This is a genomic window from Candidatus Aminicenantes bacterium (genome assembly GCA_011049425.1).
Lineage (GTDB): Bacteria > Acidobacteriota > Aminicenantia > UBA2199 > UBA2199 > UBA876.
This window is the reverse complement of the sequence record DSBM01000020.1, coordinates 1-21987: the sequence shown is the minus strand read 5'-3', so window position 1 is coordinate 21987 and position 21987 is coordinate 1. Positions and strand designations below refer to the sequence as shown.

The following is a 21987-nucleotide window of genomic DNA, read 5'->3' as shown; positions in this document are numbered from 1 at the left end:
GCCCATGGGGCCCCGGAACCTGCCGTTTGCGTTCGCTTATGCTTTATGCCCTGCGGGTATGTATGCCCTCTGGGTACTCTTCCTCACAACTGCTTACTGATTCCCGATATATATTTACCCACACGAAACGTAATAGAACCCAACTTTTCAACTTTCTTTCCATTTGCGCCGACCGTGCAAGCATCGTATAATGAAATCCCATGAAACAACCGGCATTGGAAAAACTTCTACGCTTCACCAAACAGTTCATCCGCCTGCGCACCCTGGGCCATTTGTGGAACGCCCTCATCAAGCTTCATGAAGCCGACGTCGCTTCACTTATAGAAAACCTCAGCCTGCAGGAACGCCGCGTCATCCTTAAACTCTTTATGGATCGCAAAATGGAAGCAGAGCATTTCGCTGCCATTTTCAGCGAAATCCGCCCCGAGATCGCGGTGGAACTCCTCTCTGAACTGGAAACACCGCAAATCACCCCCATCCTGGAAGAGATGTCTTCGGATGATGCCGCCTCGCTGATTTCTCTGTTTGATGAGGAACTCCAGGACGCTCTGCTCAAGCGCATGAAGAAGGAAGAGGCCGTGGATGTGCAGGAGCAGTTGGCCTACCCGGAGGAATCCGCCGGCCGGGTCATGTCCGCCGACTTCCTCGCGCTGGAGGAAAATACCACGGCGGGCGACGCCATCACCGCCATCCAACTGGCCCAGGACGAAGTGGAAGTTCCGTTCTACCTCTACGTGATTGATGATGAACAGCACCTGAAGGGCGTGGTTTCGCTCAAGCAGATCATCCTGGTGAATCCCAAGACCCCACTAGGCGAGATCATGATTACCGACGTGTACAAGGTGGACGCCTACACGGACCAGGAAGAGGTCGCCGCCGTGGTGGCCAATTACAACCTGCTGGCCGTACCGGTAGTCGACGAACGCAACTGCCTGCTGGGCGTGGTCACGGTGGACGATATTATCGACATCATCCAGGAAGAGGCCACGGAAGACATCTACAAACTCGCCGGCGTCACCCAGGACTACAGCATCGACCTGAATGTTGCGAAATCCTTGGGGAAACGCATTCCCTGGCTGCTCACCAGCCTCTTGACCACTTCGCTGTCCGCCCTGGTGGTCTCCCTGTTCCAGGGCAACATCCGCCAGTTCGTCTTCCTGGCCGTACTCATGCCCATGGTCGCCGCCCTGGGCGGTGTAGTGGGTAATCAAACCGTGGCCATCATGGTTCGCGAAATCGTGATCGGCAACCTCGACTGGAAACGCTCGCGCAAGATCCTGTTCAAGGAGTTGCTGGTCAGCATCGGCAGCGGACTGATTATCGGCCTGCTGGCTGCCGCAGCCGCGGCATTGCTGTTTCAACAGTGGATATTCGGGGCCATCTTCGGCACCGCCATCCTTTTCAACCTGATTATCGCCACGCTGCTGGGGACATTGATCCCCCTGACCCTGCGCACCCTGCGCCTGGACCCGGCCCTGGCATCGGGCATGATGGTAACCATGCTTACCGACGTATTCGGCTATTTCTGCTTTCTGGGACTGGCGGCAATCATCCTTTTCTGACCCATGCCCCAGGCCCGAACCCGTGCCTTTGTGCTGGGGCAATGGCGCAGCGGAGAACAGGACAAGCGTGTCCACCTCTTCAGCCGTGAACACGGACGCATGCAGGCCCTGGCTCCCGGAGCCTGCCGCATGAAAAACCGCTTCGGGGCCGCCCTGGAGTTGTTTACCGAGGCCGACTTCCTGTTCTATTACAAGCAGGACCTCAGCCATGTAACGCTCTCCCGTGTCGATCCCGTGTGCAGTCGCTTCGAATTGGTCTCTCAACCCCGCTGGATATTCTACTTTTCCCTGATGAGCGAAACCCTGGTGCGTTTTCTACCCCCTGTCCAGGCGGAGGAACGGACGTACCGCATGGTGAAAGCCGTTTTGCGAACGGCGGAAAAAGAAAAGAACCCCGCCTCATTAACCGCATACTTCCTGGCCTGGTTGCTGCGCATTCAGGGCACCATGTTCTCCGCCACCCACTGTTGCCGCTGTCAACATCTCATCACGGAAGAAGCCTGGGTCAACGTGAATTTCCGCGGCGTGTTTTGCCCCCAGTGCCATACCCGTGAGTCGGCCCGCCTGGACCGGGAGTGCCTGCGTTTCCTCGAAATCATCCGCAAACAACCCCCTGATGACGCACCGGCGCTTTCTCATGATGGCGGCGTATCACTCCTGCGTGTTTTAACCGCGAAACTGGAATACGACGGTGAATTCACCCTTACTTCCCTGCACTGCCTGCCGGAATTGCAGTAAGCATTGGCGACGGATCACAACGTAACGTCTAGCCTGTGTAAGAAATACGGGCAAGGTTGACCCGACGGAAGGATGCGTGATATCGTACCCCATCATGGGCATCAACACGGATACGCATACGCATCTGGGAAATACCGGACTGAAAATCTGCCGCGTGGGTTTCGGCGGCATCCCCATTCAACGCCTTGCGATGACGGAGTCGGAACAATTGGTCCACGCCGCCCTGGAAAGGGGCATCAACTTTTTTGATACCTCGCGCATCTATACGGACAGCGAAGCCAAGCTGGGACGTGCCCTGGCCGGGAAACGCAACCGCGCCGTGATCGCGTCCAAGACCTATTCCCGCGACGCCGGGGGGGCGCGACAAGACCTGGAAACCAGCCTGAAGGAACTGGGCACCGACCACGTGGAGATTTACCAATGCCACAACGTCTCTACGGAGAAAGACCTCGAACGGATCCTGGCCCCGGGGGGGGCGCTTGCGGCCCTTGAAAAGGCGCGCGATCAGGGCCTGGTGCAATTCGTGGGCATCACGGGACACAAGCCCTGGATCCTGGAGAAGGCCTTGAACGCCTATGCTTTCGCCACACTCCAGGTGCCGGTCAACATCATTGAGCAGTCATCCCTGACCGCGTTGATTCCCGCGGCCCGGGCAAAGGGGATGGGTATCATCGCCATGAAACCCGTGGCCGGCGGCGCCCTGCGGGAAGTGTCGCTGAACCTGCGTTTCATCCTCACTTCCGGAGTCGACGCCGTTATTCCCGGCATGGACGATCCCATCCAAGTAACGCAAAACCTGGCGATACTGGAAAAGCCCATGCCCCTGACTCCTGCGGAAATGCAACGCCTGGAAAAAGAGAAAGAGCGCCTGGGAAATTCCTTTTGCCGCCGCTGCGAGTACTGCATGCCCTGTCCCGAAGGACTCAACATCCCCATACTGAACCTGATGGAGGGGTATTACTTTCGCTATAACCTGAAGGAGTGGACCCTGGAGAGAATGGCGGGCATGGACAAAATCTTCAGCGACTGCACGGCCTGCGGCGTCTGCATCAGCCGCTGCCCATACGAGTTGAACATGCCTGAACTATTCAAATCCGCTTCCGAGCGCATCGCCGCAGACCAGAAGAACCGGAAGCACTGAGGGGGAACAGTCCTTTTTTGAGATATCATTCAGAAACCTGCATATATTACCAGGGTCACATAAACAAATCGACCCAATAATCAATGGAGGTTCTGATGCGTTTTAAAGCGGTTATCTTTTCCCTGCTGTTTCTCGCCGCGACCTCTGCGGCCCTTTCCATCAAAGCATTCAAAGTGACGGATGTTTCTCTCTCTGTTTCGGAATCGAAGTACCGTGGTTTCTGCCCTCACAAGTTCACCTTCACCGGGCGTATCACGGTCAACCGGCCCGGCACCGTGCGCTATACCTGGATGCGAAGCGACAACATCCCCCAAAAAACCCACACCCTGGTTTTCCAGGGGGCGGGAAGCAAGACGGTAACCCATACGTGGGAGTTGGGAAGCAAAGCCATGGGGACCTACAAGGACCAGTGGGCGCGGATAAAGATCCTGGCGCCCAATCCCCTGATTTCCAAAAAGGCCAAGTTTGACCTGACCTGCCTGCCCCAGGTGCGGATGGTGCGCAAAATTTACAAGGTTTCGGGCGGGGTTTTCGCCGGCGGCGCGCATGTGGACTGGCTCGAGGGAATGCAACTGCGCTTCAAGCTCATCAGCGGCACGCGCACGCTGAGTACGTACACGGGAACCTTCAGCAGCATGGGCTCCTGTTTCTATACCCTAATCGTTTTCAATGCCCCGGGGCGCTATCGCATCGTGGTCGAGCCCGTCCACCCCACCGACCCCGCCAAGTTTTACTTGTGTTTCAACCGGGTGGATCCGGACATGATCTGGGTCAACCTTAGCGAAGATGCCCCGACGGCAATCAACCAGAACTTCTCCCTGCGCTGGAGCTGGCGCCATCTGGATATGGGCCAGGAAGCGTTCGATTCCCCCTGCTGGTGAGGCGAACCCAATCGTGGGGTTTGGGTAACGAGTTCGGTGACGCCCATTAGACGGTAAGAATCGCGTGTGCGTCCCCGGTTCAGTCGACCCCCGGGATCTTGCACCGGGATACCGGCTCGCCCGCAATGCCGAAGTGGTGCGGCGCCATCTCCTGCAGGATCACCCGCACCGACTCCGGGGCCACCCCCAGGGTTTTACAGGTGGTTTGGGTCAGGTTGCGGATCAACTCCTTCTTGACTGGCGTTGAACGCCCCTCCAGCAAGTGAACCTGGATAATCGGCATATTTCCTCCTTTCAAGTTTCCGGTGGCCCGGCGGTCAGCGATATTCTGCCGCCGCCGGCTTCCAGCAGTGCCATCTGTAGCTCTGTCATCCGGCCCCGGGGCACAAGCACTTCCAGGCGGGTTCCCGCCGGTGTATGCTCCTGGCCGGTGATTTTTAATTCCAAGCGACGCAGAACCTGCATGACCTCCCCGGTGAGATCGAAAGGAAACGTCAACTCTGCCGGCTCGGTCAGAATCACCCGGACCGGTCTCGACGCTTCCATTACCAGGCGCGCCGCCCGGCCGTAAGCCCGGGCCAATCCCCCGGTGCCGAGTTTCACTCCCCCGAAGTAACGCACCACGGCCAGAACCACGTTCACATAATCCTTGCGGCGAACTTCGTTAAAAATGGGCAGACCCGCCGTACCACCGGGTTCGCCGTCGTCGTTATAGCGGTGCTCGGTCTCTTCCCCGTTTGTCATGCGCCATGCAAAACACACGTGGGTGGCGTCATGATGGCTGTCACGCAAGGCGCCGATCCGTTCTTCAGCGGCTTCGCGATCGGGAGCGGAAGAAAGAAAGGCGATGAAGCGGGAACCCTTTTGCTTGATTTCCAGCGGACCCCAGTCGCGGTCAACGGTTAGATAATGATGGATGTTTCGAGTCACGTCGGCATTGTAGGACATGCGCCCGGGCCGTTCAAGACCGGTCCGTTGAAGATTCGTCATTCCGCCTTTGCGAAAACAGGCGGAAGATCTCCAGCAGGTGCAGGGTGTGTTCGGCGATCTGCGTGGAATCCCGCAGGAAACCGTAGTAAAGGATGCTTAGTCGCGTCTTGCTGGTCTCGGTACGTACCCGTTCGATCTGCGAACGGTTTAAGATGGAAACCAGTTGGCGCATGCGGCGGCGTGTCTCTTCAACGGGTTCCGTGGGCAGGGGGGCCCGCATGGCCAGGGCGCCGGCCGTCTGATTCAACAATCGGCACAACAGGTCCTTTACCTGCCCCAATTCCTCTAATTGCACCGGAAGCAGGGGTTTGTGGTTGTTTAATACATGGGTGTACGCCCGCAGCACGATGTTTCGCACCGATTCCGCGTTCTCCTGCAGGGCGCTGATCACACGGGTGTACTGCTGGGACGTTTCGATGTCCGCCTGTTCCATCAGGCGTAGCGTCTTAAAGACATTGGCCACGATGATATTGGCCCACAATTCCAGTTTCTTGGTTTCCTTGCGCAAATACTTGAGTTGTATGCGATCGCAGAGAGAAACCGCCCGGAACGCCTTCTCCAGGGTAGCCGCGATGCGTTCCAGAAAAATCGAGGTATGCTCAAAAGAGATATCGGCCGCGTAGCGCAGATCCTTGACTTTGCGCAGGTTAAACACATCCAGTTCCTTTTGTGAGGATTCGCGGCGTTTGTGCAGGCGGAAATTGCGCAGGATCAATCCCGCAACCAGTGCCAGCATGGCCACCACCGCCGGGGCACGCCAATAGAATATCGCCATGGCCATCAGGCCCGACACGGTAAAAGCCATGAAGGCGGTAAAAAACCAGCCGCCAATCACGGTCAGCACTCCGGTCACACGGTACACGGCGCTGTCACGTCCCCAGGCCCGATCGGCGAAAGAAGATCCCATGGCCACCATGAAGGTCACATACGTGGTGGAGAGGGGAAGTTTCAACGAGGTGCCCAGAGAAATCAGGGTGGAGGCCACCATCAGGTTCACCGCGGCGCGCACCAGGTCGAAGCTGGGGCGTTCCCCTTCATCTTCAAGCGCATGCGGCCTGGCGCGGGCGCAATCAAAACGGCGGTCCAGAGAATGCCGGATCCGCTTGGGAACCAGGCGTGATATCCACTCACCCGTGGCCGTGGCCATGCGCACAATGGTGCGGCTCAGTGGCGAAGCTTCAAAACGTTCAACACCCTCCTCCTGGCGTCCCAGGCTGATTTCCGTGCGGGTCACAGTCCGGGCCTTGCGCGAAACCCAGAGGGTCACCACCATGATCATGCCCGCCAGCAAGAGGATACCCGTGTGGGAACGCACCGGTTGCTGCAACGCGCTCATGAGCTGGGAAAAAGGGTCTGCGGCGGCTCCGGCGGCGTGATAGGCGCTCAGTCCCGCCAGGGGTACGCCGATGAAGTTAACCAGGTCGTTGGCGGCGAACGCCATGGCCAAAGCAAAAGTACCCACCACCACGATGACCTTGAGCACATGGGTATGAAACAGGCTCATGAGGAGTTGAAGCAGGAACGCACAGAACACGAAAGCCAGCCCCAGGATGGTCAGGGTGTGATGCTTGATCCATTCCAGGGTTTCGGGAGTAATAAAAGAGGCTCCTTTCGCGCCCTTGATCAGGATGAAATATACGATAGCGGCCAATGCCACGCCGCCCCACAGGGCGCCGTATCGTTTCAACCGGGCCTGAAAGTTGAACGTAAAGATCAGGCGGGTGAGGAATTGAATCAGGGCGCCGGTCAGAAAAGCCACCGCCACGCTCAAGAGAATACCCGTGATAATGGCCAGGGCCTTGCCGGTGTTAATGTACTGGACGATCGCAGAAAAACCGCTTTTGGCGCGCATGACCTTGATCACGGAAACCGCCACCGCAGCGCCCAGGAGTTCAAATACAATCGATACCGTGGTGGATGTCGGCAAACCGAAGGTGTTGAACAGGTCCAGCAGGATGACATCAGTGAGCATGACCGCCAGGAAAATTACCATCAACTCCGGCATGGTGAAGTACTGGGGATGGAAGATACCCTTGCGTGCCACTTCCATCATGCCCGAAGAAAATGTGACGCCCGCCAACATGCCCAAACTGGCCACGATCATGATGAACCAGCGCGGCGCCACCCGTGAACCGATAGAGGAATTCAGAAAATTAACCGCGTCGTTGCTGACCCCGACCATCAGGTCGGAGACAGCCAGAGCCATCAGGATAACCACAGCCAGGAAATAAAATCCCACTTTTTTACCCTCAATGATTTGGGCTTACAGAGAAACAACTCTACCCCATCCAGCCAGGCAAGTCAACGATTGGCAATATGACCCGGAAGTGTTAAGATTTGGTTAAGAGATGCCGCCAAAACTCCAGATTAAGCGTCATTTGCCGGAAATCGCCACGGGGCTGGGGCTGATGCTCGCTCTCTATTTTTTTCTGCTGGCCGTCAAGTTGATTGCCGTTTCATTCACGTTGGCGTCACAAGGTCACGTCCAGTTACTGATCGCGCGGGCGGGATCTCCGCTGATGGGACTGCTGATCGGCGTGCTGTGCACTTCCCTGGTGCAATCCTCCTCTTCCACCACCTCCCTCACCGTGGCCTTGACCGTATCCGGCGCCCTGCCCCTCAACCTGGCGATTTACATTGTCATGGGGGCCAACATCGGCACCTGCATCACCAATGTGCTGGTATCTCTGACCCATATCACGCGACGCAACGAGTTCGTCCACGCCTTCGCCGCAGCCGTGGTGCAGAACTTTTTCAACCTCATCTCGGTGATTCTCATTTTTCCGCTTGAATTCTTTTTCGGCTATTTGACGCGAACCTCCGGCGCCCTGGCCGGGGTGGTAAGCCATGTGGGCGGCATTGCCTTGTTCAAGCCCCTGGACTGGATCACCCAGCCCGCTGTGCGCCTGGTCCAGAATGTGCTGGACGGCAGTCCGCTGCTGATCGGCCTGGCGGCCGCAATCATGCTCTTTCTGTCACTGCGGCGCATGGTGGTTTCCATCAAGCAGCTCATGCTCTACCGCATCCGCCAGGTCTTCGGGGTCTATTTTTTCAAGAGTTACGGCCGGGCCATGCTTTCGGGCACGGTGATCACATCCATTGTCCAGAGCAGCTCCGTCACCACCTCCCTGGCCGTGCCCTTTGCCGCCGCGCGCGTTCTGACCCTGGAGCAGATCTTTCCCTACACACTGGGCGCCAACATCGGCACCACGGTAACCACCCTGCTGGCGGCATTGTGCCTGGGCCAACCCGTGGGCCTGCAGATCGCCCTGGCCCACCTGATTTTCAACATCACCGGAATCATCCTGATCACCCCCATCCGGGGGATTCCCATCAGCCTGGCGCGCGGCCTCGCCCTGCTCGCCACCCGGAACCGTTTCATTCCCCTGTTGTTCCTGCTGGGGCAGTTTTTCATCCTGCCCCTGGCGGTGCTTTTTTCTGGAGGTAGACCATGAAAGAATTGTTTCATGTTTTTCGCAAACAGAGTGAAATCGACAAGATCTTTACCCAAGCCACGGAATTGCTGCAAAAAGAGTTAGAGATGTTCAAGCAGGTTACCCGGACCCTTCGTTACAGCAACCGTTGCGAGACCGAAATCAACATCAAGGCGGAAGACAAAAAAATCAACCGCTTTCAAATGGACAGCCGCCGCAAGATCTTTACCCACCTGGCAATTTCCGGAGCCCAGGAACTCAACTCCGGCCTCATCCTGATGTGTATTCTCAACGATGTGGAACGCATCGGTGACTACTTCAAGAATATCCTTGAGCTTTCTTCGTCTCATCCCAAGAAACTGAAAGGCGGCGACATCGACAACAATGTCCAGCAACTGGAGAAAAAGGTGATCAGCCTGTTTGAAACCACCCTGCAGGCCATGAAAAACCAGGACGCGGATACCGCGCGTGCGGCCATGCAGATCCACCTGCCCGTCACCCGCAATGTGGAAAAACTGCTGAACCGATTGCTGCGCAACCGGGTAGGCGGTCTGAATCCCGGCGAAGCCATTGCCCTCACCCTCTATCTTCGCTTTCTGAAACGGATCGCCTCGCATTTAACCAATATAGCTTCGTCCGTGGTCAACCCCCTTGACCGCATCGGGTATAACGAATAGCATATACGCGCGGATTTTCGCAGGGAGGCGACATGGACGTGGAAACATTTCGCAGGCACGCGCACGAACTGGTGGACTGGATGGCCGATTACGCCCGGAATGTTGAAAACATGCCGGTCCTGCCGAAGGTTTCCCCGGGAGACATCGTCTCCAGGCTGGCGCCCTCCCCTCCCGCGCAGGGAGAGTCGTTTGAACGCATTATGGCGGACTTTGATTCAATCATCATGCCGGGAATGACCCATTGGCAGAGCCCCAACTACTTTGCCTATTTCAACGCCAACAACAGTTTTCCATCAATCCTGGCCGAGATGCTCACCGCCTCCTTGGGGGCACAGTGCATGAGCTGGATTACCTCCCCCGCAGCCACCGAACTGGAAGAACGGGTCATGGAGTGGCTGCGGGATATGATCGGCCTGCCACGGGAGTTTGTCGGCGTCATCCAGGATTCCGCGTCCACGGCCACCCTCTGTTCCCTGCTGACGGCCCGGGAAAAAGCCTCTGGGTGCGCGATCAACCGCCATGGTTTCAGCGGGGAACGGTTCACGGTTTACTGCTCGCGCGAGGCCCATTCCTCGATCGAAAAAGACGTGCGCATTACCGGGATCGGCAGCCAACGGTTGCGGCGCATCGCGTTGGACAATAATTACGCCATGGATGCGTTCGCCCTGGATGCGGCCGTTCGCCGGGATATGCAGGAAGGCTATCATCCATTGGCCGTGGTCGCGGCCCTGGGCACCACGGGCTCAACCGCCATCGACCCCCTGGACTTGATAGCCGCTATATGCCGCCGCTACGGTTTGTGGCTGCACGTGGACGCGGCCTATGCCGGTACCGCCCTGTTGCTTCCCGCCATGCGCTGGATGCTCAAAGGCATTGAAGCAGTGGACAGTTTCGTGTTCAATCCCCACAAGTGGATGTTTACCAACTTCGACTGTTCCGCCTACTTCGTTCGTGATCCCGACGCCCTGGTCAACACCTTCACCCTGCTGCCTGAATACCTCAAAACCCGCGTGGACGGCAGCGTCAAAAACTACCGCGACTGGGGCATCCAGTTGGGACGGCGTTTCCGTGCACTCAAACTGTGGTTTGTGATCCGCGAATTCGGCGTAAATGGCCTGCGCGAAACCGTGGCCAACCACATCCGCTGGGCCGGCGAAGTCGCAGACGAGATCCGCCGCGAAGCGGACTTTGAACTCATGGCCCCCACTCCGCTGGCCACGGTATGCTTCCGCTACCATCCCGAAGGCGTGAACGATTCCAGAGAGTTGGACCGGCTGAACCAGCGCCTCATGGACGAGTTGAACGCCTCGGGAAAGATTTTTATCACCCATACCCGCCTGGATGGGAAACTGACGTTGCGCCTGGTGGTGGGACAGACCCGGCAGCAACGCCGCCATGTCACCGCGGCCTGGGACACAATCAAGCGCACGGCCCGAGACCCGGCCCGCCCATGAACAAAGACCCCCGGGAACGGCGGGCCACTCTCTTAGCCCTGACCGCCGTATTGTTCTGGGCCACGGTGGCCACGGCGTTCAAACTCAGTTTACGTGTTCTCTCGCCCCTGCAACTGCTCTTGGGGGCCTCTTTTACCGCCGCGCTGAGCCTGCTGGTGATCCTCGCGGTCACGGGCCGCCTGAGGGAACTGGCATCCCTGTCCCGCCGCGACCTGGCGATTTCCGCGGGCCTGGGCCTGCTCAACCCTTTCGTTTATTACCTGATCCTCTTCCGCGCATACGACCTGCTGCCCGCCCAGCAGGCCCAACCCCTGAACATGACCTGGGGGGTGATCCTGGCACTGCTGGCGGTCCCCCTACTGGGCCAGCGCCTCACCCTGCGCAGCCTGGGCGCGCTGCTGCTGGCCCTGGCCGGGGTAATGGTGATTTCAACGGAAGGGCGCCTGGGCGCCATGGAGTTTACCAGTCCCATTGGAGTGGCGTTGGCCCTCGGCAGCGCCTTTCTGTGGGCGCTATACTGGATCGCCAACACCCGCGACCGCTGCGATCCCCTGGTTCGCCTGCTGCTCAACTTCGGTTTCGGATTTATGTTCACCCTGGCCTGGTGGCTGCTGCAGGGGGCTCCCCTGCCCGCAAACCCCATGGGCTGGACCGGGGCGATCTACGTGGGCCTGTTCGAGATGGGCATCACCTTTTTCCTGTGGCTACGGGCCATGCGCCTGACCCGCTCGGCGGCGCGCATCGGCATCCTGGTCTACATCGCCCCTTTCCTCTCCCTGGTACTCATCCACTTCGTACTGGGCGAACACGTTTTGCCCGCCTCCTTTATCGGCCTGGTCATGATCGTTGCCGGCATCCTGTGGCAACGCGGGGGAAGTGAAAGGTCGAAAGTCGAAAGTCGAAAGTGACAAGTTGAAAGTAAAAAAACCTCGAAGAACTTTCCCAGACTATCTTGTATTCCGCCACGCAACTCACTTCTTTTTTCTACGTTCTACCTTCTACCTTCTACGTACACCGAAGGTGACCGGCAAATGGCCAGGGGCGAGTGGCCAGGGGCCAGTGGAAGCGATCCGGAAAATCCGGAGGGGGCTTGCGGCCAAGACTTCTCCCCCGCTTCCCAACTTCCCAACTGTTTTTTTTACCGGAGAGGTGGCCCATCCAAGCAGGCGATAACCCGGGCGGGAGCGCCGTCGCTTGCGGCAATCAGCAGGGGAAAAATCGCCAGATCAAACCCTTTTTCCGGCAGGCGCTCAAGCCCGCGCAGGTTCTCGATGAGCAGTATCCCGTTTTCCAGGAGAATGCGATGGGCCGGGTAGTCCACTGATTCCGGCGGATCCGGGGAAGGAGAGTCCATTCCGATTCCCCGCAGGCCGGACCGGGAAAGCCATTCCGCCGCCGCCGGTTCAATGATCGGGTAGCCGTGAAAATAGTTATCCGTTCCCCACAAACGATCCCATCCCATATAGAGCAGCAAAAAATCACAACGAGGTTTTGCGGCAAAAAAGCGCTCCAAGCGATCGACGCTCAGGGCTTTGTCGCAAAGCGACAGACACCGGGCGGGCCCCATGAACCGCTCCGGCGCAATATCGTCCAGGCATTGCCCGCCGGCCAGCATGTGGGCCGAAGCATCCACGTGGGTGCCGGTGTGGGACGTGAAGGAGAGGCGGGTTTCCCGGAAACCCTCCGCCTCTATCGTAGCCAGGGGTGCGATTCGAACCGGCGGCGTGCCGGGATAGACGGGCATGCCCGCTTCCAGGGGATGGGTCAGGTCAATAATTGTCATGCGGACTTGCGGCCGTTCTCCACGCGTCCGTCCAGCAATTTAATGGTGCGTTGGGCATAAGCGGCCACGGTGTTGTCATGGGTAACCATTATAACGGTCTTTCCCGCCTGCCACAACTGCTTGAAAATTTCCATGATTTCCCGGCCGCTGGCGGAATCCAGGTTGCCCGTGGGTTCGTCGGCCAGCAGGATGGGAGGATCGTTGACCATGGCCCGGGCAATGGCCACGCGCTGCTGCTGTCCGCCGGACAATTCCGTGGGCCGGTGACCGCGCCAGTCCCACAGGCCGACCTGAGTCAGCATTTCCTCTACGCGGTCGCGGCGCTCGCGGCCGGATTTGCCGTTGAACAGCAGTGGCAACTCTACGTTCTCGAAGGCGGTGGCATAGGGCAGCAGGTTGAAGTTCTGGAACACGAAACCGATCTTGCGGTTACGGATGCCCGACAACTGGTCGAAAGAAAGACCGGACACGTTGCGGCCGTCCAGTTTGTATTCCCCGGACGAGGCGGTGTCCAGGCAACCGATGATGTTCATCAGGGTGGATTTTCCGGAACCCGACGGCCCCATGACGGCCACGAACTCGCCCACCTGGATATTCACGTCGATGCCCTTTAGGGCCTCGAAGGGCAAATTGCCCATCTGGTAGACTTTGCGGATATCGTCCAATTGAATCACAACAGCCTCCTCGGGTTCATTATTCATACCTCAATGCATCCACCGGGTTCAGCCTGGACGCGCGCAGGGCGGGAAAGATGCCGGACAGGAACACCAGGATTCCCATGACAACAATGAAGAGCAGAAAAATGTCAACGGAAAAGCGGGGGCGCAAAAGGTAGCCCGCGATGCCCTCCACGTCATAACTCATGGGCATCATGCGCACCAGGGCCACGATGTTGAACGCCACCAGCCCCCCCCACACGGTGCCCTTGACGAATATCATCATGGCCTCCAGCAGGAACTGATAGACGATGTGGCGCCGCTTGGCCCCCAGGGCCATCTTGACGCCGATTTCACGGGTTCGTTCCCTGACCACCGCGTACATGAGGTTGGTCACGCCCACGGCGCCGATGAGAAGGGTCAATCCGCCGATCACGGCCAGGAAGATCTCGATGCCGGTAAACACCTTGGCCGACATCTCCGCGCCTTCCACGGTATTCCAGATCGGCATGGCGTAATCGTCTTCCGGATCGTAACGGTACTTTTTGCTCAACACCCGCCGGATCTCCCCTTCCAACCACTTGGACTGTTCCCGGCGTTTCGGCTGCACGTGGATGCGGTCCACGAAACGTTGCGAGTAAAGATTCAGGAAGGTGGTAAAGGGGATATAGACCTGGTCGGCGTCCATGCCCTCGTAGCCCGAACTCTGCAGTTTGCGTTTCATGACCCCCACAACCGTAAAGGGTGCCCGCTGCATGGAAATCATGCGGCCCACCGGTTCTTCGTCGCCGAACAATTCCTCCGCGACCTTCCAGCCCAGGAAAATCACGCGGCGGGATTGTTGAATATCCAGTTCGTTGATGAAGCGTCCGCCGGCCCGGGGGATCTGGTTGCGCATGAAGCCGAAGCAGGGATTCACACCGTTGACGTTGCGGTTGACCGCCCGGTCTCCGTTGCGCAACTCGAAGCGGGAATATGACTCGGGCGTAATTTCGGCGATCTCCGGGATGTGAGAACGCAGCAGGTCGACATCTTCGGGATAGAGGCGGACGCGCCGGCCCTTGGGCAGTCCCTGGTATATCTTGGATGTCTGGCCGCCGTACACGATGAGGATATTGTCTCCCAACCCCTTGAAACTGGCGGAAAAGGTCTCGCTCAATCCCCTCCCGAAAGACATGAGCAGGAGCAGGGAAAGCGCGCCCCAGCCGATGGCGAAGGTGATCAGCGACGTTTTCTTACGCCGCTTGCGCAATTCACTCATGTAGAGTTTCAGCAGGTGCGTTTTCATCTAGCTCCTCAATGCCTCGATGGGATTGGTGGAAGCGGCCTTGCGCGCCGGCGCGATCCCGGCGATGGTACCGATCACCAGCAGGATCAACACCGTGACCACTCCCACCAGGGGATTGATCTGGGGAACACCGACGTAATCGCGGATCTTTTCCGCCGGCAGCGCCCGGATCAGGAGCGCGGCGGCGGCGAATCCGGCCACTCCGCCCATGATGATGATCACCAGGGACTCGGAAAAGAACTGGGTCAGGATCTGGCGGCGCCTGGCTCCCACGGCCAGCTTGACGCCGATCTCGCGCGTGCGTTCCTCCACCACCACCATCATGATGGAAGCCACGCCCACGCCCCCCACCAGCAGGGTAAAGGACCCGATCATGCCCAAAAAGATGTTGAACGCCAGAAAAAACACGTTCACCTGCTGCAGCATTTGCGACTGGTTCCATACAAACAGGGCGTCCGTATCATCGGGGTGGAATTCCATGCGCCGGCTGAGGTATCGTCGCAGCTTGCGTTCCAGCCCGGCGGGATCGACGCCCGCATGGCCGCTGAAAATGAAATTCCCTACGTACTTGTCGCCGTACAGAGCGGAAAAAGTGGTCCAGGGCATGAACAGCGTCTGGGTGTCGCGGTTGCCCCCGTAATTGCTGGGCTGAATCTTTTCTTTCATCACCCCCACCACGGTAAAGGGCACGCCCTCCACCATGATCCGGTCGCCCACGGGTTCTTCCTCCTTGAACAGGTCCCGGGCCAGGGTGTCGCCGATAAAACACACGCGGCGGCGGCGCTCCTGGTCCAGGCGGTTGATGAAGCGTCCCTTGGCGGGGATGGTGTTGCGCAGCGCTTCATAATGGAGCCCCACGCCGCGCACCGTGATAATGAATTCCTCGCGCCCGTGGCGCAAGCGCCGGCTGCGGCGGAATTCGGGGCTGATATGTTCGATGCCCTGAATGTGCTGTTTGAGTCCGAGCACCTGTTCCGGTGTCAGGCGAATGGGGCGGCCCTTGGTGAAACCGCCGTACTCCATGGTGGTGCGGCCGGGCCACACCACCACCAGGCGGTCGCCCATACCGCGCATGTTCTTCATCGACTGGCGCTGCACGGAATTGCCGAAGGCCAGCAAAAGCACCACGGCAAAGGTGCCCCACATCACCCCCGAAAGAGTCAGGACGGTGCGCAGGGGCTGGCGCACCAGGTCCCGGAACAGGTTGCGAAAAAAAGTCGCGATCATTGGATTTCCCGGGGCGGGCGCTCCACTACCTGTTCGCCTGCCTCCAGGCCCGCGACGATCTCAACGTTCAAGCTGTCGGAGAGACCGGTTTCGACCTTGCGTTTAGAAATTTTCTCTCCGGCCTGGACCTCCACGCTGCGGTTGCCGTTGTCAAAAGTAACCAGGCGTTCCGGCACGACCAGCACATTCCTGCGCTCCTGCACCTTGATGTTGGCCGTGGCTGAATACCCCGCCCGCAGCACCGTGTCGCCGGTTTCCACAACGGATATCTCGATATCGAAAAGGGTGGAGTTGCCGTCCTTGTGGGCCTTGGGCGAGATGCGCTCCAGGCTCCCCTTGACTCCTGTATCCGGCAGGGCGCCGATCTGGATTTCCGCCACCATGCCAACCTTCAGCTTACCTACGTCGATCTCGTCCACCGTGCCCTTAAACAGCATGCGCCCCATGTCGGCCATGGCGCACATTTCCGTTCCCGGCTGGAAATTGGTCAAGGGCACCACGGGATCGCCCACGTACACGTTCTGGGACAGGATCACCCCGGTAATGGGGGACTTGATAACGGAGTCGATGTCTTTGCGGCCGGCCATGCGGATGCGTCCCTTATCCAGCAGTTCGAAGCGCTCCCTGGCGATCTGGGCGCGGATGCGGGCCTCCTGGAAGGCGGCCTCCGACTGCTCCATGTCGGAACGGGAGATCAGGTTGGCCTCAAACAGTTTCAACTGGCGCCCCCGCTCGCGGGAGGCCTGGTTCACAGTCACCTGCGCCATCTCCATGTTGCGCCGGGCCTCGTTATATTCCAGGGGCGTGGGATTGGGAGAGATTTTAAACAGCGGCTTGCCCTTTTCCACAAAATCCCCGATTTTGAAATGGATCTCGCTGACGATGCCCGAGATGGTCGATTTCACCTTGACCTCGTACTCAGGTTCGATGGTACCCACCGCCAACGCCTTCTCGGCGATAGTGCCCCGCTTGACCTCAACCAGTTTGACCTCGCCTTCCTCTCCGTTGGAACCCCGCAACAGGGCCCAGGCGGCTGCGACTACAAGCACGGCCAGCAATGCGTAAAGCAGAATCTTTTTCATAATCACCTCGGTATCCATTAGCGCTTCATATTGCAATAACGTGCGAGCGGCAAGAAAGGTTCCGACCCGGTGTCGAGCAGGTTTTTTCCCGGCTGCGCTTGTGGTAGCATGTCGCTCCATGAACACGTTGCGCCCGGTTATCCCCAAGCGCCGATTTCCCCTGCAAGAGCTGCTGGCCTGGTGGGACCGTTGCCGGCGCCCCCTGCCGTGGCGGAATGAACGCTCTGCCTGGCGGACCTGGGTTTCCGAAGTCATGCTGCAGCAGACCCGGGTGGAAACGGTGATTCCCTATTTCCTGCGTTTCCTGGATCGTTTTCCCACTCCGTTATCCCTGTCGAAAGCGGATTCGGATAGCCTGATGAAAGCCTGGGAAGGTCTGGGCTACTACCAGCGGGTCCGCAACCTGCAGCGCGCGGCCGTTCAAGTAGTGGAGCAACACGGCGGTATGGTGCCGGATGACCCCAGAATTTTCAACACTCTTCCCGGCGCGGGTCCCTACATCGCCGCCGCGGTGATGAGCATCGCCTTCAAACACCCCCTGCCCGCGGTGGATGGCAATGTGCTGCGTGTCATCGCCCGCTATTGTGGCAGCCAAGCGGTTATTCGCCAAACCGCTCAGCGTGACCGGGTGCGGCGCATGCTGTCCCGAATCATTCCCAGGGAACGCCCCGGAGATTTCAACGAGGCGCTGATGGAGCTGGGCGCCCTGGTCTGCACGCCCTGCTCACCAGCATGCGGCGCCTGCCCCCTGGCTTCGACCTGCCGGGCCCGTCATTTTGGCCTTACCGGTCAATTGCCCGTGCGTGCCCGGCGTCCGGCGCCGCCGGAGATCAACGTGGCCGTAGCCGTGGTGACGCACCGGGAAAAGATCCTGGTGCGGCGGCGCCCCGAAGGCCACCTGGGCGGATTGTGGGAATTTCCCGGCGGACGCCTCGTAGCGGACGAGACGCCGGAAGCGGCCATCCGCCGGACCTGCCTCACGGAGTTGGACATGAAGATTGAAGTGGGCGAAGCCCTGACCACGGTCCATCATGCCTACACCCACTTCCGCATCCGCATGCAGGTGTTCCGGGCCACCTGTCGATCGCGGCCCCCGGCGGAAGCGATAAACCTGCGCTGGATCACGACCGCCAAGCTGGAATCGTTGCCCCTGCCCGGGGCCAACCGCAAGGCGCTTCCCGCCATCCTGGAAAGGCTGTAGACGCAGAGAAGAAAAAAGAAGTTGAGGAAGTTGAGGGTGGAAAAGAAGTGAAGTTGCCACTTTCTTTATCCCTCCGTGTGTTCCGTGGTTGCTCTTGTATTGTTTTGTTTTCAAGCTTTCCCACTCTTCAACTTTCCCGGTGTTTGTAATTCCTTGACGAATATGTCATAGTGATTCGGGGTTCACTTGTGAACCCCTTTTTAAGAGGAGGGTAGAATGCCTGATCAAGTCATTGATCTGGAACAATTCCAGAAAAAACTTACCCCAAGACGCATCGGTCTGCTGGCCCTGGTGCTGCTGGTGATCATCGCCGCGTTCTCAAGTTTCTACATTGTAGACCAGAAAGAAGAAGCGGTGGTACTGTTCCTGGGGAAATACACCCGGACCGCGGGGCCCGGCCTGCACTTCAAGCTGCCGTTCGGAATTGAAAAAAACTTTAACGTACCCACCCAGCGGGTCTTGAAGGAAGAGTTCGGTTTCCGCGCGGAACAACCGGGAGTTACCACCACCTACTCCTCCCGCGACTACACCAGTGAATCGGAAATGCTCACCGGAGACCTCAATATTTTGGATGTAAGGTGGATCATCCAGTACCGCATCAAAGACCCGCGCCAGTGGTTGTTTAACGTGGAAAACCAGAGGAAAACCATCCGCGACCTCTCCCAGTCGGTGATCAACCTGCTGGTGGGCGACCGCACCATCTTCGATGTCATCGGCAATGAACGCGCCAACATCGAGGTAAAGGGCCAGGAGATGATGAACCGCTACTTTGACCTGTACGAACTGGGGGCCCGGGTAACCACGGTAAAACTGCAGAACATCGTACCGCCCAAGGGTACGGTCCAGGACGCCTTTGAAGACGTGAACAAGGCCATTCAGGACCGCTCGCGCCTGATCAACGAGGGCAAGGAAACCTACAACAAGACCATCCCCCGGGCACGGGGTGAAGCGGAGCAGGTGATCCAGGAAGCGGAAGGCTACGCCATCGAGCGGGTCAATCTGGCGCAGGGCGATGTGGCGCGCTTCCTGGCCGTGTACGAAGAGTACCGCAAGAACCCGCGCATCACCCGCATGCGCCTCTACTTTGAAACCTTTGAAGAGATATTCAAGAAAGTGGGAGACACGGATATCATCGACAAGCGCCTCGGCAACTTCCTGCCATTCAAGAACATTGAGAAAGCCGCATCCAAGGGAGGTGACCAATGAAAACCGGACGCACCGTATTGATTACAGTGGGCGTATTGGTGTTCCTGTTCCTGCTCATGGGCCCCTTCTACGTATTGGAGGAAGGAGAATTGTCCGTGGTTACCCGCTTCGGCAAGATCATCAAGACTGAAGAAATAGCGGGGCTGAAATTCAAGATGCCCTTTGTGGACAGCGTGAACAAGTATCCCAAGAAAATCCAATCATGGGATGGCGAATCCCAACGCCTGCCCACCGAAGAGAATCAGTTCATCTGGGTGGACACCACCGCGCGCTGGCGGATCGTGGACCTGAAACTCTTCTACGAATCCGTGGGCACCATTAACCAGGCCCAGTCCCGACTGGACGACGTCATCGGTTCCGGGGTGCGCAAGATCATCGCCCGCAACTCCCTGCGGGAAGCGATCCGCAACTCCAACGTCATCAACGAGATCGAACGCCGCAACGTGTTCCAGAACGCCAGCGGCTTGGACGAGGAAGGAGAGGCGACCCGCGACATCTCCGTGATCGCTTCCACCTTTACCGACGTAAAGTACGAAGGTATCCAGGTGGGACGGGAGGAACTCTCCAATCGTATCCTAAAGGAAGCCCAGACCATCACCCCCACATACGGCATCAAGCTCATCGACATCATTATCCGCCAGATCAAGTACTCCGACGACCTTACCCAGAGCGTCTACAACCGCATGATCAAGGAACGCAACCAGATCGCCCAGGCATTCCGATCAGACGGCGAGGGCGAGCGCGCATTGTGGATGGGAAAGAAGGACCGCGAACTGCGCACCATCCGCTCCAAGGCCGAACGCGAGGCAAAAGAAATCAAGGCCAAAGCGGACCAGGAGGCCCTGGAAATCCGCAATCGCGCCTACTCAAGGGATGCCGAGTTCGCTGAGTTCTGGATCGCCATGCAAAGCTACCAGGAAATGTTGCCACGCATGCGCAAGGTCCTGTCCACGGACTTCGAGTTCTTTAAGTACCTCTACCGCAAGCAACCCTGATCAGGACCACATAGCCGCCGGGGAATCTATCCCCGGCGGCCGGCCTGGCGCGCCACCCGGACCCTGCCTTCCCCTATCCGTGGTTCCGTGTTTTGAATGAATTCCCCGGTTCGGGTCTTTACGCTCAAGTGGTTTTCCGCTTTCTACCTTCTACGTTCTACAGGGCGGTTCGCGAACCGCCCCTTGCACCTGCCACCTTCTTTTAAGAATGGGCGACCGGCCGGTCGCCCCTACTCTTTATACTTCTTCCCGCTTCAACTCTTCAACTTTTTGCAAACCGCCTTACAAACCGAAGCGTTCACGGATATCCCGGGGAACCGCGTCCTTGTGGACCATAATGCAGATGGTTTTCAACTGTACATAGGGCGCAGACATGTACAAAAAACCGCCGAACTTGCGGTCCACCGTGCCACCCGAGTTCTTAGTGTAGTAAAAAGTCTCGCCCCGCTGATCATTTGCCATACCCACGATATGCATGAGGTGGTCATCGGTGGTGGTGAAGTTTTCAAAAGTTTCCTGGCGCATCGCCTGGGTAATTTCTTTTTCGGCAATGGGTTCAGAGAGCTTGCGTTCCTGTTCCTTTCGGGTCATGTCTTCCCAGTCCTTTTGCGGCACCAGGCCCAGCCCGGTTTCGCGGGAAGAAAAAAACTTTTCTGAAACGTCACCGTCCCAGGCCACGGAATAACCATTCTGGAGCGCGTGGTCCACAATGCGCATCATCTCATCCATGGGCAGATTAAAGTAATCCGCGTTGTAGGTCCAGTTGTCGGGGATCTCAAGCCGCACCCGCGTCCAAAACGGATGATGGGTATAGGAAGTAAACTCCACGTAGTTTTCGGGGACGATCCGGGCCACATCGCGAGCGAACTCACGCGGAGTCATGGTGTTGCCCTCATGATTCACAGCCTGGGGAGGGACGCCAAGGTAGATATCCAGCACAGCCCCCAGGGCTTCTTGCCAGCGCGGCGTCACCCGCCTCCCGCGGCGTTTGAGCACGCCGTCCACCATTCCCTGGAGCACCGCCACCATCTCACCATGGTTGTGGCGTTTCTCGTTAATGCGCATACCGGGATAATCCGCTTCCGGCACAATGCCGAAACGGGCCACCTGCTCGAGGACGTCGTGGCTCTGGCCGCCCTGCTCAAAATTGGCATGCCCGTGCAGACGAATGTAGTTCTCCGCCTTGCGGGGATAGGTGTGGCGCACCACGTACATCTCCGACAGGTCAAGCTCCGGACCGCCCAGGCGCAGGGTTTCAGACTCCAAGAAAGAGACCGTGGCGAAACACCAGCAGGTTCCGGTCCAGTACTGGTTTTTTACCGGCGTATGCGGGATTTCTTTTACCATTTTAAAGCGGTACGGTTCAGGCTCCGGCTTTTCTTTCGCGGCAACCACCGGGGCGGCGGCGAATAACAAGCCGCACATTACCAGGGATATCAGGATTCTCTTCTGCATGTAACCTCCTCGTAGAGCCGGAAACGGCCCAGGAAATTACTTTATCAATCAAGAGAAAAAAACTCAACGCAGGAGAGTGGGAAAGTTGAAAAGTAGGGGCGGTTCGCGAACCGCCCGTACACTGTCTCCTGCCACCTTATTTCAAATCCCAAATTCTAAATCCCAAACAAATTCAAATGACCCAAATCCAAATGATCCAAAAAAAAAGCGTTACGGT

General features: G+C 58.1%; 20 protein-coding genes. 11 read left to right on the top strand and 9 right to left on the bottom strand.

Features of this window, described 5'->3' with window-relative positions; genetic code table 11:
• The first annotated feature begins 200 nt into the window (after positions 1–200).
• The 4 genes from mgtE (at position 201) to ENN40_01545 (ending at position 4322) form a co-directional block, all read left to right on the top strand.
• Entirely contained in the window at positions 201–1562 is a 1362-nt protein-coding gene (gene mgtE / locus ENN40_01560; protein HDP94029.1) for a magnesium transporter, read from the top strand.
• Positions 1563–1565: 3 nt separating this feature from the next.
• Complete coding sequence (gene recO / locus ENN40_01555; GenBank protein HDP94028.1) at positions 1566–2300, top strand: DNA repair protein RecO; 735 nt, start codon at positions 1566–1568, stop codon at positions 2298–2300.
• A 76-nt stretch (positions 2301–2376) separates the two neighbouring features.
• Positions 2377–3441, top strand: coding sequence for an aldo/keto reductase (locus tag ENN40_01550; GenBank protein HDP94027.1), 1065 nt, complete (start codon positions 2377–2379; stop codon positions 3439–3441).
• Positions 3442–3536: 95 nt separating this feature from the next.
• Entirely contained in the window at positions 3537–4322 is a 786-nt protein-coding gene (locus tag ENN40_01545) for a hypothetical protein (GenBank protein HDP94026.1), read from the top strand.
• Between the two features lie 79 nt (positions 4323–4401).
• Here ENN40_01545 and ENN40_01540 read toward each other — a convergent pair whose 3' ends face one another.
• The 3 genes from ENN40_01540 to ENN40_01530 are packed head-to-tail and all read right to left on the bottom strand — an operon-like array spanning position 4402 to position 7518.
• Positions 4402–4605 carry a 4-oxalocrotonate tautomerase gene (locus tag ENN40_01540; GenBank protein ID HDP94025.1) on the bottom strand — a complete coding sequence of 68 codons (204 nt, stop codon included), beginning with the start codon at positions 4603–4605 and terminating at the stop codon, positions 4402–4404.
• A gap of 11 nt (positions 4606–4616) precedes the next feature.
• Entirely contained in the window at positions 4617–5312 is a 696-nt protein-coding gene (locus ENN40_01535; GenBank protein HDP94024.1) for a YigZ family protein, read from the bottom strand.
• The gene (locus tag ENN40_01530; GenBank protein ID HDP94023.1) at positions 5284–7518 is read right to left on the bottom strand and encodes an inorganic phosphate transporter; all 2235 of its coding nucleotides are present in this window, start codon (positions 7516–7518) and stop codon (positions 5284–5286) included. Before ENN40_01530 ends, ENN40_01535 begins: the two co-directional genes overlap by 29 nt.
• A gap of 142 nt (positions 7519–7660) precedes the next feature.
• On the opposite strand from ENN40_01530, the gene ENN40_01525 reads away from it, so the two are divergent.
• Genes ENN40_01525 through ENN40_01510 form a run of 4 tightly spaced genes read left to right on the top strand, consistent with a single transcriptional unit; the run spans position 7661 to position 11785 of the window.
• Positions 7661–8767 (top strand): hypothetical protein, encoded by a 1107-nt coding sequence (locus tag ENN40_01525; protein ID HDP94022.1) that lies wholly within the window; start codon positions 7661–7663, stop codon positions 8765–8767.
• Positions 8764–9423 (top strand): hypothetical protein, encoded by a 660-nt coding sequence (locus tag ENN40_01520; protein HDP94021.1) that lies wholly within the window; start codon positions 8764–8766, stop codon positions 9421–9423. The genes ENN40_01525 and ENN40_01520 overlap by 4 nt, the downstream gene beginning before the upstream one ends.
• Before the next feature lie 32 nt (positions 9424–9455).
• Positions 9456–10877, top strand: coding sequence for an aspartate aminotransferase family protein (locus tag ENN40_01515; GenBank protein ID HDP94020.1), 1422 nt, complete (start codon positions 9456–9458; stop codon positions 10875–10877).
• Positions 10874–11785: a DMT family transporter gene (locus tag ENN40_01510; GenBank protein HDP94019.1), complete on the top strand. Its 912-nt coding sequence runs from the start codon at positions 10874–10876 to the stop codon at positions 11783–11785. Before ENN40_01515 ends, ENN40_01510 begins: the two co-directional genes overlap by 4 nt.
• Positions 11786–12015: 230 nt before the next feature.
• Here ENN40_01510 and ENN40_01505 read toward each other — a convergent pair whose 3' ends face one another.
• The 5 genes from ENN40_01505 to ENN40_01485 are packed head-to-tail and all read right to left on the bottom strand — an operon-like array spanning position 12016 to position 17168.
• Positions 12016–12660, bottom strand: a complete 645-nt coding sequence (locus ENN40_01505; protein ID HDP94018.1) for a cyclase family protein — start codon at positions 12658–12660, stop codon at positions 12016–12018.
• The gene (locus ENN40_01500) at positions 12657–13334 is read right to left on the bottom strand and encodes an ABC transporter ATP-binding protein (GenBank protein HDP94017.1); all 678 of its coding nucleotides are present in this window, start codon (positions 13332–13334) and stop codon (positions 12657–12659) included. The genes ENN40_01505 and ENN40_01500 overlap by 4 nt, the downstream gene beginning before the upstream one ends.
• Positions 13335–13353: 19 nt before the next feature.
• Positions 13354–14604: an ABC transporter permease gene (locus ENN40_01495; GenBank protein HDP94016.1), complete on the bottom strand. Its 1251-nt coding sequence runs from the start codon at positions 14602–14604 to the stop codon at positions 13354–13356.
• On the bottom strand, positions 14605–15831 hold the full coding sequence (locus ENN40_01490) for an ABC transporter permease (protein HDP94015.1): 1227 nt from the start codon (positions 15829–15831) through the stop codon (positions 14605–14607). It abuts the gene before it with no gap.
• Entirely contained in the window at positions 15828–17168 is a 1341-nt protein-coding gene (locus ENN40_01485) for an efflux RND transporter periplasmic adaptor subunit (GenBank protein ID HDP94014.1), read from the bottom strand. The genes ENN40_01490 and ENN40_01485 overlap by 4 nt, the downstream gene beginning before the upstream one ends.
• Between ENN40_01485 and mutY the strand changes: the two genes are divergently transcribed.
• The 3 genes from mutY (at position 17032) to hflC (ending at position 20315) form a co-directional block, all read left to right on the top strand.
• A complete protein-coding gene (gene mutY, locus ENN40_01480) occupies positions 17032–18114 on the top strand; it encodes an A/G-specific adenine glycosylase (GenBank protein HDP94013.1) in 1083 nt (360 codons plus the stop codon). The two genes, ENN40_01485 and mutY, sit on opposite strands and share 137 nt — an antisense overlap.
• A 216-nt stretch (positions 18115–18330) precedes the next feature.
• Positions 18331–19320, top strand: coding sequence for an FtsH protease activity modulator HflK (hflK, locus tag ENN40_01475; protein ID HDP94012.1), 990 nt, complete (start codon positions 18331–18333; stop codon positions 19318–19320).
• Positions 19317–20315 (top strand): protease modulator HflC, encoded by a 999-nt coding sequence (gene hflC / locus ENN40_01470; GenBank protein ID HDP94011.1) that lies wholly within the window; start codon positions 19317–19319, stop codon positions 20313–20315. Before hflK ends, hflC begins: the two co-directional genes overlap by 4 nt.
• Positions 20316–20597: 282 nt before the next feature.
• Here hflC and ENN40_01465 read toward each other — a convergent pair whose 3' ends face one another.
• Complete coding sequence (locus tag ENN40_01465; GenBank protein HDP94010.1) at positions 20598–21770, bottom strand: aminopeptidase; 1173 nt, start codon at positions 21768–21770, stop codon at positions 20598–20600.
• Positions 21771–21987: the final 217 nt, after the last annotated feature.

Bases quoted from the DNA above. Each gene is read 5' to 3' on its own strand.
- ENN40_01540 (HDP94025.1), bottom strand. From the start codon at position 4,605: ATGCCGATTATCCAGGTTCACTTGCTGGAGGGGCGTTCAACGCCAGTC.
- ENN40_01515 (HDP94020.1), top strand. From the start codon at position 9,456: ATGGACGTGGAAACATTTCGCAGGCACGCGCACGAACTGGTGGACTGG.
- ENN40_01465 (HDP94010.1), bottom strand. From the start codon at position 21,770: ATGCAGAAGAGAATCCTGATATCCCTGGTAATGTGCGGCTTGTTATTC.
- ENN40_01490 (HDP94015.1), bottom strand. From the start codon at position 15,831: ATGATCGCGACTTTTTTTCGCAACCTGTTCCGGGACCTGGTGCGCCAG.
- mgtE (HDP94029.1), top strand. From the start codon at position 201: ATGAAACAACCGGCATTGGAAAAACTTCTACGCTTCACCAAACAGTTC.
- ENN40_01485 (HDP94014.1), bottom strand. From the start codon at position 17,168: ATGACTTCGGAAACCCAGGTCCGCCAGGCAGAGCGTTCATTCCGCCAC.
- ENN40_01520 (HDP94021.1), top strand. From the start codon at position 8,764: ATGAAAGAATTGTTTCATGTTTTTCGCAAACAGAGTGAAATCGACAAG.
- ENN40_01495 (HDP94016.1), bottom strand. From the start codon at position 14,604: ATGAAAACGCACCTGCTGAAACTCTACATGAGTGAATTGCGCAAGCGG.
- hflC (HDP94011.1), top strand. From the start codon at position 19,317: ATGAAAACCGGACGCACCGTATTGATTACAGTGGGCGTATTGGTGTTC.
- mutY (HDP94013.1), top strand. From the start codon at position 17,032: ATGAACACGTTGCGCCCGGTTATCCCCAAGCGCCGATTTCCCCTGCAA.
- ENN40_01530 (HDP94023.1), bottom strand. From the start codon at position 7,518: ATGGCTCTGGCTGTCTCCGACCTGATGGTCGGGGTCAGCAACGACGCG.
- hflK (HDP94012.1), top strand. From the start codon at position 18,331: ATGCCTGATCAAGTCATTGATCTGGAACAATTCCAGAAAAAACTTACC.
- ENN40_01545 (HDP94026.1), top strand. From the start codon at position 3,537: ATGCGTTTTAAAGCGGTTATCTTTTCCCTGCTGTTTCTCGCCGCGACC.
- recO (HDP94028.1), top strand. From the start codon at position 1,566: ATGCCCCAGGCCCGAACCCGTGCCTTTGTGCTGGGGCAATGGCGCAGC.
- ENN40_01505 (HDP94018.1), bottom strand. From the start codon at position 12,660: ATGACAATTATTGACCTGACCCATCCCCTGGAAGCGGGCATGCCCGTC.
- ENN40_01535 (HDP94024.1), bottom strand. From the start codon at position 5,312: ATGACGAATCTTCAACGGACCGGTCTTGAACGGCCCGGGCGCATGTCC.
- ENN40_01525 (HDP94022.1), top strand. From the start codon at position 7,661: ATGCCGCCAAAACTCCAGATTAAGCGTCATTTGCCGGAAATCGCCACG.
- ENN40_01510 (HDP94019.1), top strand. From the start codon at position 10,874: ATGAACAAAGACCCCCGGGAACGGCGGGCCACTCTCTTAGCCCTGACC.